A 16,167-nucleotide genomic window follows, 5' to 3' on the forward strand; every position below is an offset into this window, starting at 1 on the left:
TTTTTAATTATTTATATATTATTAATAAAAATAATTACCGATTATTTTAACGCATTTACAATTGTATCAGCATTTGCCTTAACTGTTTTAATATAAGTTTCAGAATTATGTGCTTTATCTCCCAATGAGTCTGAATACAATTCTCCACCTATCTTAACTTCTTTTCCTCTAGCTTTTACAGCTTCCTGCAATGCTTCTATACTTTTTTTCGGAACAGAAGATTCTACAAATATTGCTTTTATATTTCTTTGAACAATGAAATTAGCTAAGTCGCTTATGTTTTTTGTACCAGTTTCAGAATCTGTAGAAACTCCTTGTATTGCTTTTACTTGTAGTCCAAATTGTTCTCCAAAGTAGTTGAATGCATCGTGAGCTGTTACAAGAACTCTGCTTTTTTCAGGAATTTCATTAATTCTTGTTTTTACATAAGTTGTAAGTTCATTTAGTTCAGCTTTATATTTTTTTAGATTTTCTTTGTAGTAGTCGCTATTTTTAGGGTCAAATTTACTTAATTCAGCTTCTACAGCTTCAGCTTCTTTTTCCCATAATTCTGTATTGAACCATACATGCGGATCAGGAGTATTTTGGTCAACTAGATGAATTTTACTTTTATCCAGTTTATCTCCAACATTTAATATATTTTTGTTTTGAGAAGTTAATTTTTCAAAAATTTCTGTCATTTTACCTTCCAAATGTAGTCCACCATAGACTATAATGTCAGCATTTCCAAGTTTTTCAATATCTCCTGCACTAGCACTATACAAATGTGGATCTACTCCTTCTCCCATAAGTCCAGTAACTTCGACTTTATCTCCACCAATTGTTTTTACAAGATCAGAAAGCATTGTCGTTGTTGTCGTAACTTTTATTTTTTTACCGGATGTAGCTCCACCTTTTCCACAAGATATTAGTAGCATCATTGCTACACATACTGCGATTACTAAGTTTAATTTTGTTAATACGTTGTTTTTACTCATTATCTGTCTCCTCCAAATCTTTATTTTTTTTATAAACCTCAATCATATCTGCTGCATTAAAAGCCACTATTTTTTCATTATTTTGCTCACTTTTCAAATATATTGGTCCATTAAACGGATCTTTTCTTTCTACAATATATTTTTCTTTTAAATTTATATCCAAATCCCGTAGATAATCATATAATTCTATATTATCCTCCACACTTAATATAACAATTTCATCATCTTCCTCAGCTTCAGATAATTTTATAATATTTTCTTCATCCAAGTTTTCCAAATCATAGAAAATTGGACTGCCATGTGGACATTCCTTAGGATAAAATAAAAATTTTTCCAGTTTTTGGAGAAGTTTATCGCTCGTTACATGTTCCAGAATTTCTGCTTCTTTATGTACATCTTCTTTCTCATATCCTAGTTTTTCAAATAAAAAAACTTCCCAAACACGGTGTTTACGTATAATGTCTAATGCAAAATTATTTCCCTTTTCAGTAAGTTTTACTGTTTTTTTGTCAATAGTTAAATATTCATCATTTACCAGCTTTTTTATCATTTCGCTGACTGAAGCTGGAGAGATATTTAAATATTCTGCAAGTTTTTTATTGGAATATTCCTTTTTTTTCTTCAGAGTGTATATTCCCTTTAAATAATCTTCTATACTTCTGCTCATCCCAACTCCTTTCTATTTATTTAGCCTAGCCTAACCATATATTTAGGTCAGCCTAACAACAATATTATATTACCACCATATATTTAAATTGTCAAGATAGATTTAATAATTTTTTCAGATTTCAAAAAAAGCACACTTGCATTATTAAATGCTTGTGTACTTAAATAACAGAAAAATAAAATATTTAAAACTTAGATAAAACATGATTTCGAATGAATTATCCAAGTTTTTTATATAACTTTCTAAATCAATTTTAATGTTAATTTTCTCCATTTTTATTTTACAACATTTTTTTAAAATAAAGTGTAACTTTGGTTACAATAAAAAAATTCCTATTTTAAATTTTACTAAAAAATAATAGGAATTTTATTATATATTCAAAACTAGTTTGGTTTTATGGATATTTTACCATATTTTTATAATATTTACTAAAAATTTGTAGAAACAATTTTCATTTGAATTTTTTTTGTCTCATAAATTAATTCTTTTCATCATTATTATTTTTTGGAATAAATTTCCATAATGTTGGAACAAGCAATGTTACAGCAGTTGATTTTAATGCATCTCCTGGAAGGAAAGGCAATACACCAACCATGAATGCATTTTTACCTGGTAAAAATAATGATAATTGCAATGCACCTAATATCAAGATAATTGTACTAGAAAGTATTAATGAAAGAATTGTTTTTACGTAAGATTTTGTAACTCCTTTATCAGCTAAATATCCTAAAAGAATTGTAGAAACAATATATCCTAAAATATACCCTCCTGTTGGTGAAAATAAAGAACCTGCTTTAGCACCAGCAAAAATTGGAGCACCTAAACTACCTGCCGCAACATAGGAAAGGATTGTTGCAGTTCCTAATTTTCTGCCATATAGTAACGCCATTAATGTAACTCCAAATGTTCCAAGTGTTATTGGTACTGGAGTATAAGGTAATGGAATCATAACTTGAGCCATTAAACTCAAAAATGCTACTCCACCTAATACTAAAAGAACATTTTTTAAAATTTCTTTTTCTTTTGATTCAATTTTTACAATATTGCTAATTAAAGTATTTTGCTTCATAAGAAAACCTCCATAAATTTTATTTTTGTCAAATATTCCATAAATTGAATATACAAATGATTCATGAAATAATTTCCAAATTTTTCATTGTATTATAACACTTGTTATATAAAAAGTCAATTATATTTTGAGATAGAAATGAAGTCAAATACTTAAGAGCAAACAATAAAAATCACACTAAATTTCTCTTGGCTCTTTTTTTGAAATATTTTTGTTTGTGAGAGTTTTTCAATGTTTTTTTATTGGATTTCTACTTTGTCTTAAAAACAGAATATTAAAAAACTCTCTTTATAAGAAACGAAAAATCTGTTATTTAAATGGTAGAAAAAAATACTTTTCAATAAGATTTGTTGATTATATTCTAGATGATTTTCTCTAGTTAAGTACAAATTATTTGACCCTAAACATTTTATTCTATCTTGAAAAATAATATAATTGCTATTTGTTAGTTAAAATGATATAATTTGGACTAACTAATAATCTTAACAATATGTAAATCTATGAGGAGGAAAATAAAAAATGAAATTTTTAGACTTTTTGAAAAAATTTTTGATATTTTCATTAAAAGAAATATATTCATTCTTTTTAAAGATGTCGCTATTTATATTTGTAATTTTTATTATTGGAATTTCTGCAATTGCAATTTTTAGTTCCAAAGATAAAAATGAAAAAATGAAAAAAAGCTATGAATATATACTTTTTAATGTTTCTGACGTTACAGAAGATAAAATTGTCGGTTCAAATTTTTTATCAGATGAAAAATTATCATACATGGATATTTTAAATAGTTTGGATGATATTAAAAATAATAATCAAGTAAAAGGTGTTGTTATTGCTTTAGACACTATAAACTTATCATCTGCTAAAATTGAGGAACTAATTAAAAAATTTGAAGAATTAAAAGCAAATAATAAAAAAGTATATGCTTTTGGTGCTTATATCACAAATTCCAATTATAAACTGGCTTCCATAGCAGATGAAGTTGTTATGGTACCGTCCGCTTCAGCAAGCCTAGATTTGACAGGATATCATTATTCAGATCTTTATTATAAGGGGCTATTTGATAAGATTGGAGTAAATATGGAAGTTGTCCGTATTGGAAACTATAAGTCTTATGGGGAAGAATATATTGGAAATGATATGACGCCGGAATTACGTTCTGAATTGACAAGAATTTTGGAAAACAGATACAACAAATTTATTACTGATGTTGCTAAAAACCGTAAAGTTGATAAAAATGCTTTGAATAACGATATTGTAAATGGAAATATTACTAATTTAACACCATTTTCAGCACGTGATAAAGGTTTAGTTGATAAATTGGAACAATTTTCTACTTTTACAGAACGATTGAATATTCGTGAAGATAATATTGCAGATATTACAGATTACTATCAAAAAAGAGTACAATATGAAAAAACTGGAAATTCAAGAAATGGAACTATCGCTGTAATTTATGCTGAAGGTTCGATTTTATATGATGCAAACGGCGTTACAGAAGGAACTATTACACCTGACAATATTCTTCAAAAAATTGAAAAAGCTACACAAACTAAAAATTTAAAAGGGATTGTACTTCGTGTAAATTCAGGTGGAGGTTCGGCACTTGCTTCTGAAGTGATTTATCAGGAACTGTCAAAACTGAAGATTCCAGTTTATGTTTCAATGGCGGATACTGCTGCTTCTGGAGGTTATTATATCTCAACGGCAGGAAAAAAAGTCTTTGCAAACAGTGCTACGATTACTGGCTCAATCGGTGTAGTTTCAATGCTGCCTAAATTATACAATGCCCAAGATAAATATGGGGTTCGTTCAAATTCAATATCAAAAGGAAGATATTCCGATATTAATGATAGTTTTGCTCCATTATCAGAGGAATCACGTGCTAAAATCAGTCAATCAATGGAAGAAACATACAAAGAATTTAAATCACGAGTTTCCAAAAATCGTAAAATTGATGAAAATACTCTTGAAAATTATGCACAAGGGAAAATTTGGCTTGGAGATGAAGCTAAGGATATAAAACTGGTTGATGGGATTGCGAGCCTTGATGAAGTTATAAAAATTATGGCAAAAGATTTGAACTTACGTAAGAATTATGCTGTGGAAAATATTTATCTGGAAGAAGATTTTTCTCAAAAATTAAAATCCCTTTCAAATATGATTACAGCAAAATTCAATTTATCTGCACAACTGGAAAAAAGTATTCCACAAGCTAAAAAAGCATTTAATGAATACGATTTTGCAATGCAAAATCAAAATAAACCATTGTATTATTTAACATACAAATTAAATTTATACTAAAAATAAATTTTTAAACGGAGAAAATAAAAATTATTTATTAAAACTCCGTTTTTTATTTGATTTATAAAAATTAAAGGAAGTAAAATTAATGAAAATTCAAAATAAAACTGGTATTTATACAATAAATTATGATAAAATTGTAGGTTTTAAAGAGAGGGTAACGAGGTTTACAGTCAAATTTAGCTTTAAAAAAAATTTAAATTCTAAAGAAAATCCGAAAGAAGATTTTGCACATTTACACGATACGGGACGATTAACAGAATTACTTATTGATGGAGCTGAACTACTGATAAAAGAAGCAGACAGAAAAAATCTGAAACGTAAGACAAAATGGGATGTTATTGCGGTAAAAGTTCATGGAGAAATTATTCTTATAAATACAGCTTTTCATCGTTATATTACAGAATCAATATTTCATAATGAAAAAATTTCTCCTTTTGAAAAACCTTTATATATAAAGCCAGAAATTAAATATAACAACAGCAAATTGGACTTTTATCTGGAAACTGAAAAAGATAAAATTTACATTGAAGTAAAAGGCTGTACTTTAGTAAATGGCAATACTGCCCAATTTCCAGGCTCTCCTTCCACAAGGGCAATAAAACATTTAAAAGAATTGATAGAACTTAAAAAAGAAGGTTTTAGAACAGCTGTGATAATTTTAATATTCAGGAAATCAGAAATCTTTGCTCCTGAACACACTATAGATAAGAAATTTTCAGAAACTTTTTATGAAGCATTGGAAAATGGAGTGGAAATTTATCCTATTCTATTAAAGTATGGAGAAGATGGAAATGTATATTTTGAAAAAAATGTAGAAATAGCTGAAAAATCATTTTAATATTAATTTTAAAAAAGTTTACCATATCAATAAATTTAAGCTGTTTTGTGTTCAAATTCTAAAATATAATTTAAAATAAAAAAAACTGCACCTTCTGTTTTGTGTCTAAGATTTTAGGTGTAGTTCATTTATTTTTGGTACAGTCTTTTTTGAGCAATATGATGTAAAGATTCTATATTTAAATATTTTTATTCTATTATTTCTTTCTTCTTCTTTGAGATTCCTCTTTTTTTACTGGATGTTGTTTTATAAAGTTTTTAATTCTTTTATCGTCTTTACCTGGTGATTTCTTTTTAGGCGGTAATTTCTTTTTGGGTTGACTAATATTAGTTTTTGGTTTTCGTATATTTGTAGGCGGAACAGCAAATGACACTATTGATATTCCTGTAATTCCTAAAACTGCGATTATTTTCTTTAAAGTATTTTTCATATAAATCACTCCATTCAAATTTTTATTTCTTTTCTAGAACACTAATATAGTATCATTTAATTTTGTCAAAATTATGTAAAATTTATGTCTTTTTTGTGAAGTTTAAAAATTTATTTTTTTAAATATAAAAATATGATTAAAAAATAATTGACAAAAGTTAAAAAATATAGTATTATTTAAATATAGTTAAAATAAAATTAATAAAAAGGAAGGAAAATGGATTATTATAGAATACTAGAAATAAAAGAAGATGCCGATTTTTCAGAAATAAAGAAGAAATATAGAAAATTGGCGATAAAATATCATCCTGACAAAAATCCTGGAGATGATGAAGCTGTAAAAAAGTTTCGGGAAATAACAGAGGCTTATGAAGTTCTTGGAGATGAGAAAAAGAGGAAGGAGTATGACAACAAGAGAAAATTTAAAAATGGACAGGAAAATAATAAAAATAAAAATTTAAAAAATAAAAATAATTTTTCTGATAATAATTTCTCGTTTGGAAAAGAATTTTTTAAAAGTGCGAGTGAAATGAAAGAAATGTTTGAAAATAGTTTTAATTTGAATAAGATGGGGAAGAAAAAGGTGGAGATGGAAAAGGAGAATATTAAAGGGCGGTTTGAAAATTTTTTTGATATGCAGAGTAAAAAATAAAATTATATTTTTGAAAAGGCAAGTTTTATTTAATTTGTATAATTTGCAATTTATATGGAAAGGAAAGTAATTATGTTTTGGATTTTTAGGAGAATTTTTGGAAATTTTAGGAATATTTTTAGAAAACCGCTTGGTCGTGGGAGTATTTATAGGCTCGAAAGATTAAGAAGTGTTACAGGAATTAAAAAAAATAAAAATTTTAATATTGAAAAAAATAGCATTAGTGTGGATAAGGGAATTAAAAAATATGAAAAACGGAAATTAAATGCTAGAAACCAGAAAAGTTACAAGTTTTTGAGCCTAAAAAATATTTTAATAATGTTAATTTTGATTATTACATTTGTTTTTGTACATTTTTCTGGATATTCAACAAAGAGCCTTTATCTTTCAATATTTGTTTACATTGGAGTTACACTTTATTTACTTATTGTGGAAAGATTTTTTGAGAAAGTTGAAGTGGAGGAGGAAATTAGAAATATAAAGAACGAGCGGGAAAGAGAGCATAGTGTGTTTTTAGAAAGAGTCAAGGAAATAGAGAATTTAGAGAAAAAGCAGATTGAGCATATATTTTTGAAAGATTCAGAAGATTATGATATGAAAATCTGGAAAGTTGGAAGAGCGACTTCACTTCTGATTGGAAAAGAAACGCCTAGAAATCGGGTGGATATAGATGTGAGTGAAGGAATTTATTCTAACTTGGTTAGCAGAGCTCACGGGATTTTAAATCGAGTGAATGGAATTTGGTATTACGAAGATTTAGGTTCTCAGAATGGAAGTGGAATCGAGAGAAATTTAGACAAGCGAAAAATGAAATTAAAGAAAAATATACCAGTAAAAGTAGAATCTGGAGATATAATTTATTTGGCGACTACAAAAATATTATTAAAGTAATTTAAAAATGAATAAATAGGAGGAAAAATTTAAAATGAAGTTGGATAGATGTAAAAATGGACATATGTATGATGTTTCAAGATATAGCTTGTGTCCGTACTGCAAATCTGAAGGATTGGAAACAGAAGTTCTGGAAGATAAAATTAATTTAGTGGAAGAAATGGAAGATGAGGATAGAACGACTGCATATTGGTCAAAAGATAGCGTGGTTGACCCTGTTGTGGGATGGATTACGTGTATTGAAGGACATGACAAGGGGAAAGACTACAGGATTGTGAGCGAAAGGAATTTTATTGGACGTGGTGAGAATATGAATATTCAAATTTTAGGAGACAGCATGATTTCAAGAAAAAATCATTGTTCAATAAGCTATAATCCTAAACAGCGAAAATTTATGCTAACTCCTGGAGATGCCAACGGACTTATATATTTGAACGGAGAAGCTGTTTATAATACAGTTGAGTTGCGGGCTTATTCAGTTATGGAAATGGGAGAAAGTAAATTTGTGTTTGTGAATTTGTGTGGAGATTATTTTGACTGGGAAAAGGAGAAATCGAGAGAAGACGATTCTGAAAAATTCAGAAATAAAAATTTTAGGAAAAAAAGTAGTAAAAAGGGAAATTTAGAAGTAAAAATTGAAGATTATGAAGAAATGTTTCAAAACTAAGTTGGAAAAATCTAAATATACTCGAACCTATTTAAAATTGAACTATTAAAAATTATATAAACTCAGGGTTTGAGTAAAATAGTCATAGCCTTTGAGTTCGGTTTTAAAGTAATTTTACTATAAATTTAGAATTTTGATAAAAAGCTATAATTTTAGAAAAAAATGATTTTACTTAAAAAATTAAAAATAAATATAAGGGGAGAAATTGGGGAATGAGGAAAGATGAAGCAAAATTTATTACAAAATTTTTGAGTGAAGCTGGAACAAAGGCTGAAAATAGTGATTTTTTTGGATATGTTTTGCTTGATAATTATGCAATCTGGGTTGTGGCGGATGGATTTGATGAAGAAAATGGGGCAAAGATAGCTGCAAAAATAGCAGTAGAATCTGTAATCGAATATTTTATGCTACGTCCACGATTTAACTATGAAGTAATAAAGGAAATGATGAACTATGCAAATCTGAAAGTAAAGGAAAAACAGGAAGAAACTCAAAAATATTCTCTTATGCACACTTCCCTATTAATTATTATCAGCAATTACAATTCAATTTTATATGGAAATATAGGAAACACAAGATTTTATCACATTAGAGGAGGCTATATCGTTTCTCAGAGCAGTGATGATACGATTGCACAGCTTCTGGTAGAAGAAAAAGCGTTAAATACATCCGATATGCGATTTCATAGGCAAAGAAATGATTTGCTGCAGGCAATTGGAGATTTTGGAAAAATTAAGCCAAATATTATAAAAGAGCCGATTGAACTGCTTGAAAAAGATATTTTTTGTATGACAACAGTTGGTTTTTGGGAAAATATTGACGATTACGATATGGAAAATGATTTATCTCGGTTTGAAGATAAGAAGCAATGGCTAAATTCGTTGGAAAAACGGATACTTGCATCTTTAAGGGAGAATATTGAAAATTATACAATTGCAGGAGTGGAAATTCAGGCTGTTGCAAGTAAGGAGCCAATGGAAAAAGATAAAGCTAAAATTATAAAAAAGATAGCTTTGGGAGTATTAATTGCAGTTGTAATTATTTTATTTATTGTGATTTGGAATGTAAAAAGGAGAAATAATATTTTACAGGCGGCAACACAGTATGAAAAGCTGGCAGATGAGGAAGTAATAAGGAAAAATTTTAATAATTCGATTGATAATTTGAAATTGGAAATTGGAGAATATGAAAAGTTAAAGCCGAAAAGCAGAGGAGTAATAGGCTTCCTTACAAATGCTGAAAATAAGAGAATGGAAGCGGATAAAAAAATTAAGGAAATAAGCAAAAAAATTGATGAAACTGAAAAATTGAAAAGGGCGTTTTCGGATATTAATGAAGGAAATGAAATGTTTAACAGCGGAAATTATGATGAAGCAAATGTAAAATATCAGCAAGCTAAGTATAATTTGAATGAGAACAGCTATAAAAGAGATGAATTGAATACAGAAGAAATCTTAACCACATTAGATTCGCGGATAAATTCGACTGTTAAATTAAAGGAAGCAAAAAGTTTGGAAACCGCTGGAGATAATGCAGTTACTCAAGGAAGCTATAATTTGGCAAAAGTAAGCTATAAAAATGCGTCTGACATGTATTTGGAAAATGGGCGTGCTGATTATGTTTCACAAGTTGAAAAAAAGCTGGAAAATATAGCAGAGAAAGAAAAAACTGCATATAGTGGAGCAATGCTGGCAGAAAATAAGGGTGATTCCTTGGCACAAAGCAACATAAATTCATCAAGAGAAGCATATTATCAGGCACGACAAATGTATCAGGTATTAGGCGATACTGTGAAAGTCGGGGAAATTGACAATAAAATTCAGGAATTAAATTCGCAGCAAAATGCTGAACTGCAAACTGCAAATAACCTTGTTCAGGAAGGGCTTTCCCAAATAACAGCCAACAATCCTGCTCAAGCAATAAGCATTTTCACGCAGGCAAAAAATATTTATCGTAAAATGAAAGATGAAAATAATGCAAAAGCTGTGGAAAAATTCATAAATCAGGCACAGGAATTTATAAAGTTTGAAAGCCAGAATGCCGAAAAACTGAAACAGCAGGAAATAGAATATTCAGAACAGTTAAAACAGCAACAAATGCAAGCACAACAGGAATTATCAATAAAAGAAACGGAAATCAAGGCACAGCAGCAGGAAATGGAAAAGGAACGGGAAAGACGAGAAGAAATATCCAGAAAAATGGAAAATGCGATAAATCTGGAAATACAAGCTGATACGATGGTTATAAACGGAAATTACGAAGAAAGTATTTCAAAATATGAAAATGCTAAAAAAATACTTGAAGAAATTAATGAAACAGGAAATTTTGGAAATCAGATGGCTAAAATTGAAGATTTGAATAAAAAAATAGGAAAAAGTGAAGGATATTTATTAAAACAGAAGGGGGATGAAAATTTTAAAAATAAAAAGTGGAAGGAAGCTGTGGAAGAGTTTAAAGGTGCAAAGGATAATTTGCAAAAGAATGGGGCAAAAAAGGAAGAGATAGAGGAAATCGAAAAAAAATTGAAAAAGGCTGAAAAAAAAGCAAATAGGAAGTGGTGGCAATTTTGGAAAATCTTTTAGAAGAAATGGAGGTAAAATGGTAAAAAATATCAAACTGGACACTTATTTTTTTAAGGAATACGAGAAAATAGTTGAAAAAAATACATATTCTGCATATGTTCCGAATGGAAATAAGGGGATTTGGAGTATAGCTAGCTATAATGAAGGTAAAAAAAAGAAGAATAGTAATTTTGAAAAAATAAATTTAGCACAGATTGGAGTGCGGAAAACTATTGAGAAATATTTTGAAAATAATGATTTTTCAATTGAAAATATGGAAAAAATAATGAAAAATTCTAGTAAAAAAGTTATTTTTGAGAAAATGAATTTAGAAAAAAATATTGAAAATTTAGAAAGAATTGAATCTGAAAGTTTATATTCTCAGTTAAATATTATGATTGATAAAGATAATATAATTGTTGGAAATTCAGGAAAAACAGCGTTTATTTTATATCGTGGAAATAAAATTTTTGGAAAAATAAGTGAGGAAGAAATAAAAAATATAAAATTAGAGAAAAATGATTATTTACTGGCTGGGAGTCCTGAGTTTTGGGAGGTTATTGATGAAAATGAACTTACGGAGATTCATATTGATAAGAAAAGTAAGGAGAATATTGAAAAAAATTTAAGTGAAAAAGTAAAAAAATTTGAGAAGAAAATAAATAAAGTTATTCCATTTTTTTCGATTTTTGTCGAAGAGATTGAGAATATTGAAGAAAATAATTTGGAAGATATTGAAAATCGTAAGGGTAATAATCATGAAAAAATATTCTCAAAATATTTGTTTTTAGCTATAGTATTTATTTTTATGTTTGTTTCAGTTGGAAAAAATATTCAGAAAAATCATTTGAAAAGTTCAAAAAATCCTGTTATTAAAAACAAGGTTTCTAATAAAAATTTTACAATAAATAATTTTATTAAAAGCAATCTGAGCATTGTAAAGAAAGTAAAAAATGATGATTTTGAAAAGGTAAAAATTAAGTTTGGAAACGATTTTTTTGAGAATGAAGAAATAAAAAAGGAAACTAAAATAGAAAAAGAGAAAAAAGAAAAAACTAAATTTAAAAATAATTTCAAAAGAAATATTGAAAATATGATAATTTCTAAAAATAAAAATGTGGACAACAAAATGGAGAAACAATATAAAAGTGTGAAAAAATCGAAATATAAGCGAATTAGAAATAAAAATTTATATGTGGAAAATAAAAATTTTAAAGATGAAAAAAATAATAAAATTTCAGAATTGGAAAAAGAAATCGAAAAAAACTGGGAAATTCTTGGAAGAGATAGAAATGGGAATGTTTTAGGATAGAAATTAAATTTTTAGTTTTTTTAGATATATTTGAATATTCGAATGTTTAATTGTAAAAAATTAAACGAGTCCAAAGTTTGAGTAGAATTTTCATAACTTTTGGATTTTGTTTTAAAGCGGTATCGCTATAATATTATTAAAAATTACTGTATAAAAAGGAAAAAAATAAAATGAATTTTTTATCAAAAGGAACCAGACTTAAAAAAAAATATAAAATTATAAATTATGTAGCAAAGAGCAAACTTTCAAATATTTATTTGGCGAAAAATGAAAAAAATGAGAAAGTAATTATTAAGGAATGTTTTCCAGAAGAAATTGTTATTCGGAATGGGAGATATGTTTTTACTAATAAATATAAAAAAGACTTTGAAAACTTTAAGAAAAATTTTTTTAAAGAGAAATGTATTTTGGAAAGATTTTTGAAAAAATCTAAAAAGCGAAAAACGAAAAATGAAAGTGGAATTGTAAAAATTGTTGATTTTTTTAGTGAAAATGACACAAATTATATTGTTACAGAATATTTTTGCGGAATTACTTTGAAAAAATATATTTTGGAAAATAGAATTGGAAAAAAAGGGCTGGAAGTAAATGAGATTTTGAAAATATTTTTTAAAATTGCAGATTTAGTTTGCCAAATTCATAAAAAAAATATTATTCATTGTGATTTAAAGCCTTCAAATATTTTGATTAATGTTAGGGGAAATATAAAGATTATTGATCTTGGAACTAGTGTGGAAAAAGGTGGAAAAATTGAATTTATAAAGGTTTCGGAAGGATATTCGCCGATTGAAATTTATTCTGAAAAAATAAAGATTGATGAAAGAAGTGATGTTTACTCGCTAATGGCAATTTTGTACTTTATGTTCTGTGGAAAAAAAGTGGATGGAGTAATTGAGAGATTTTATAAGCCAGAATTGGAATTTGAGCGGGAAGTTATTTTGGGATTTGAAAAGATTGAAAAATTTAAGAAAATGGAAGAAGTTATAAAAAAGGGGCTTGAGTATGAAAGGGAAAAAAGATTTGGGAGCGTTAAGGAAATGGTGGAAGAAATAAAAAAATTTGAGCCAAAAGTTTTGAAAAATTGTAAATGAAAGGGAAAAAGTTAAAAATGAAACTGTTTTATGAGGAAGAATTAAGAAAGAAATCCTATTATGAAATGTATCAGATTGCGATTGAGGAAAATTTGGTAAATGTTCATCTGGAAACTCCTACAAGGGAGGAATTAATTGCTCTTCTGATGAAATATAGGGGAGTCAAGGAAAATTACTGCATAGATGAATACAATAAAAATGGACTTGCGAACGTTCAGCATTTATTTGACAGTAAACTTGGGGAAAGGATTCATAATGAGAATAAAATAAAAGTTCCACATAAAATTATTTTGTATAAGGAACTTGACTTGATGAAGGAAGATAACTATAAAATCGAAATTCCTGAAAACGTAAGCAGTGCAAATGTTTTTCTTATAAATGCAAATAATTATCTATGTGGAATTTTCCAGCTGGAAAAGGATTTAAAAAGTAGAAATAAATATTTTTTAATAAGCAGGAAAAAATTTTTTAGAGTTGAAAAATTGAGAAATAATAAATTTTCATTTTTGTTTTTTAAAGAAAGTGATTTAAAATTTATTCATAAATTCTATAATTTAAAGGAAGATGAATTGGAACCGCTTTATCCGTACCAAATGGATTATTACAAAGTTGAAATTGAAAATTTTATTGTAAGAAATCTAGAAATGACAAATACTCCGCTTTGTATTGATTTTGGAACTGTAAATACCGCTGTAGGAGCATACTTAGATAAAAATTACGTGAAAGAGCTGCCAACTAATGATATTTTAAATGGAAATGTTGTGATTGATGCGATAAATTATGTGAAATTTGATGATGGAGAAAGACATTACCGTGAGATTTTTCCAACACTTGTTTATGTGGATGATTGCAGCGATTCTAAAAATATAAAATATTCGTTTGGTTATGATGTTTTGAGAAAATTGGAAAAAAATGACTATATTGTCAATGGTTCGATTTTTTATAGCTTAAAAAGGTGGGTTCATGAACATAATAAACTTGAGAAAATTAATGATGAATTTGGAAATATTTTGTATGTGAAAAGGAAGGATATAATAAAGGCGTATTTGAAATATGTTGTAAATCGTGCGGAATATATGTTCAAATGTAAATTTAAAAAGATTCACGCTTCCAGTCCTGTAAAATTGAAGGAACAGTTTTTGACAATGTTTCAGGAAATTTTTACAGTGGAAAATAATTACAGGAGAAAAAATTCTAAAAATAAGGAAAATTTTGAAAAAGAAATTAACGAAAGTAATAAATTCTCCAATGAAAGACATTATGAATATGAAATTATTCGTGAAAATGCAATGGATGAAGCAATCGCAGTGCTTTACAATACGATTGAAATACAGATAAAAAAGGGAAGATATAAGGAAAATGAGGAATATAGCGCATTAATTATTGACTGTGGCGGTGGAACTACAGACTTAGCGGCTTGTAAATATGTAATTAATAGAGACAGGATTTCATATTATCTGGATATAAGGACAAGTTTTGAAAATGGAGATGAAAATTTTGGCGGGAATGATTTGACTTATAGAATTATGCAGTTTTTGAAAATTGTGCTGGGAGCAAAATATTCTAAAAATCAGATTATTTCAATTAATGATTTGATAAAATATGACAATGATATGATTTATAAAGTAATTGATGATGGCGGAGTTGAAAAAATTTTTGAAAAAATGAATTTGGAATATGAAAAATATGAGAACATAATTCCAACAAAGTATTCACATTTTGAAAATAAAATGAGTGAAGAGTATAGAAAAATACGGAATAATTTTTATATGTTATGGGAAGCCGCTGAAAATTTGAAAAAGGAATTTTTTACATCTGATGGAAGACTGCGAACTCGTTTTGATATTCCAAGAAATTATGAAAAACGGAACGATATTCATATAACTCAGTTAAAAAGCTGGAAAATACATACTTACGAAAATAGAATTTTTCATACGATAACGGATTACCCAAAAAATATTTTTACAATAAAAGAAATCGAAAAAATAGTAAAAGCAGATATTTACGGGATGCTCAGAAAGTTTTTGAATACTTATTACAAAGAAGGTCTGCTTTTTGAATATTCATTGATAAAATTGAGCGGTCAGTCAACGAAAATCAGTACATTTCAGGAAGTATTAAAGGAATTTGTACCAGGAAAAATGATTGAATATAAGGAATTGAGTCACCGTGATGATTATGAGCTGAAACTGAACTGTTTGGATGGAGCTATAAAATACCTTGACTATAAAAGGTTTGGGCATATGGATGTGGAAATTGTGAATGAAGTTCCGCTTGTGCCGTATTCGGTGTGGGTGGAAAAATATGACGGAGAAAAAGTCGAGATGATACAGACTTCACGAAAAGCTGATATTTTGATAGGGCAAATTGATAAAAAAATATCTGCGGAAGAATTGAAAATTTATGTTTATAATGCTGAAGGTGAATTGAAAAAGGAAATGATTTATAAAAATGAAGATGACTATGAAGAGATGGATGCAGAAGAAATTTTACCTGAATTTACAAACATAATTTCTCAAAATGATACAGATACAATTCAAAACAATACAGTAAGATTTTTCGTTTATACGGATTTGAATAACTGGGGATTTTTTATCGTTCCAATTCAAAGGAAAGCCGATCAGCTTTATCTGGGACGTAAGGAGTATTTCCCTTATGAAGATAATTTAAGTGAAAATTCTTATTTTGATGGAAATCATTAGAGAA

13 protein-coding genes are annotated in these 16,167 nt (G+C 27.7%); 9 read left to right on the forward strand and 4 right to left on the reverse strand.

The genetic code is table 11. The features are described 5' to 3' along the window. Nucleotides 1-41: 41 nt before the first annotated feature. The 3 genes from LEBU_RS02205 to LEBU_RS02215 all read right to left on the reverse strand — a co-directional run bounded on the left by LEBU_RS02205 (nt 42) and on the right by LEBU_RS02215 (nt 2,713). Nucleotides 42-977: a metal ABC transporter solute-binding protein, Zn/Mn family gene (locus LEBU_RS02205; protein ID WP_012806533.1), complete on the reverse strand. Its 936-nt coding sequence runs from the start codon at nt 975-977 to the stop codon at nt 42-44. Continuing rightward, on the reverse strand, nt 970-1,644 hold the full coding sequence (locus LEBU_RS02210; protein WP_012806534.1) for a metal-dependent transcriptional regulator: 675 nt from the start codon (nt 1,642-1,644) through the stop codon (nt 970-972). Before LEBU_RS02210 ends, LEBU_RS02205 begins: the two co-directional genes overlap by 8 nt. A gap of 478 nt (nt 1,645-2,122) precedes the next feature. Next, on the reverse strand, nt 2,123-2,713 hold the full coding sequence (locus LEBU_RS02215; protein WP_012806535.1) for a biotin transporter BioY: 591 nt from the start codon (nt 2,711-2,713) through the stop codon (nt 2,123-2,125). 519 nt (nt 2,714-3,232) lie between these two features. Here LEBU_RS02215 and sppA point away from each other — a divergent pair. Then, nucleotides 3,233-5,017: a signal peptide peptidase SppA gene (gene sppA, locus LEBU_RS02220; protein WP_012806536.1), complete on the forward strand. Its 1,785-nt coding sequence runs from the start codon at nt 3,233-3,235 to the stop codon at nt 5,015-5,017. An 88-nt stretch (nt 5,018-5,105) separates the two neighbouring features. Continuing rightward, entirely contained in the window at nt 5,106-5,858 is a 753-nt protein-coding gene (sfsA, locus tag LEBU_RS02225; RefSeq protein ID WP_012806537.1) for a DNA/RNA nuclease SfsA, read from the forward strand. 196 nt (nt 5,859-6,054) lie between these two features. Here sfsA and LEBU_RS02230 read toward each other — a convergent pair whose 3' ends face one another. Beyond that, nucleotides 6,055-6,288 carry a hypothetical protein gene (locus LEBU_RS02230; RefSeq protein ID WP_012806538.1) on the reverse strand — a complete coding sequence of 78 codons (234 nt, stop codon included), beginning with the start codon at nt 6,286-6,288 and terminating at the stop codon, nt 6,055-6,057. A gap of 216 nt (nt 6,289-6,504) precedes the next feature. Here LEBU_RS02230 and LEBU_RS02235 point away from each other — a divergent pair, with 216 nt between their 5' ends. From LEBU_RS02235 to LEBU_RS02265, 7 genes are all read left to right on the forward strand, one after another. Then, entirely contained in the window at nt 6,505-6,939 is a 435-nt protein-coding gene (locus LEBU_RS02235) for a J domain-containing protein (RefSeq protein WP_012806539.1), read from the forward strand. Nucleotides 6,940-7,011: 72 nt separating this feature from the next. Then, entirely contained in the window at nt 7,012-7,830 is an 819-nt protein-coding gene (locus tag LEBU_RS02240; RefSeq protein WP_012806540.1) for an FHA domain-containing protein, read from the forward strand. Nucleotides 7,831-7,864: 34 nt separating this feature from the next. Further along, nucleotides 7,865-8,497, forward strand: a complete 633-nt coding sequence (locus tag LEBU_RS02245) for an FHA domain-containing protein (protein ID WP_012806541.1) — start codon at nt 7,865-7,867, stop codon at nt 8,495-8,497. 212 nt (nt 8,498-8,709) lie between these two features. Next, a complete protein-coding gene (locus LEBU_RS02250) occupies nt 8,710-11,079 on the forward strand; it encodes a PP2C family protein-serine/threonine phosphatase (RefSeq protein ID WP_012806542.1) in 2,370 nt (789 codons plus the stop codon). A 16-nt stretch (nt 11,080-11,095) separates the two neighbouring features. Continuing rightward, entirely contained in the window at nt 11,096-12,370 is a 1,275-nt protein-coding gene (locus LEBU_RS02255; protein ID WP_012806543.1) for a hypothetical protein, read from the forward strand. A 170-nt stretch (nt 12,371-12,540) separates the two neighbouring features. Beyond that, the gene (locus tag LEBU_RS02260) at nt 12,541-13,461 is read left to right on the forward strand and encodes a serine/threonine-protein kinase (protein ID WP_012806544.1); all 921 of its coding nucleotides are present in this window, start codon (nt 12,541-12,543) and stop codon (nt 13,459-13,461) included. 17 nt (nt 13,462-13,478) lie between these two features. Further along, nucleotides 13,479-16,163, forward strand: a complete 2,685-nt coding sequence (locus LEBU_RS02265) for an acetate and sugar kinases/Hsc70/actin family protein (RefSeq protein ID WP_041760762.1) — start codon at nt 13,479-13,481, stop codon at nt 16,161-16,163. Nucleotides 16,164-16,167 lie beyond the last annotated feature (4 nt).

Source organism: Leptotrichia buccalis C-1013-b, from assembly GCF_000023905.1.
Taxonomy (GTDB): Bacteria; Fusobacteriota; Fusobacteriia; order Fusobacteriales; family Leptotrichiaceae; genus Leptotrichia; species Leptotrichia buccalis.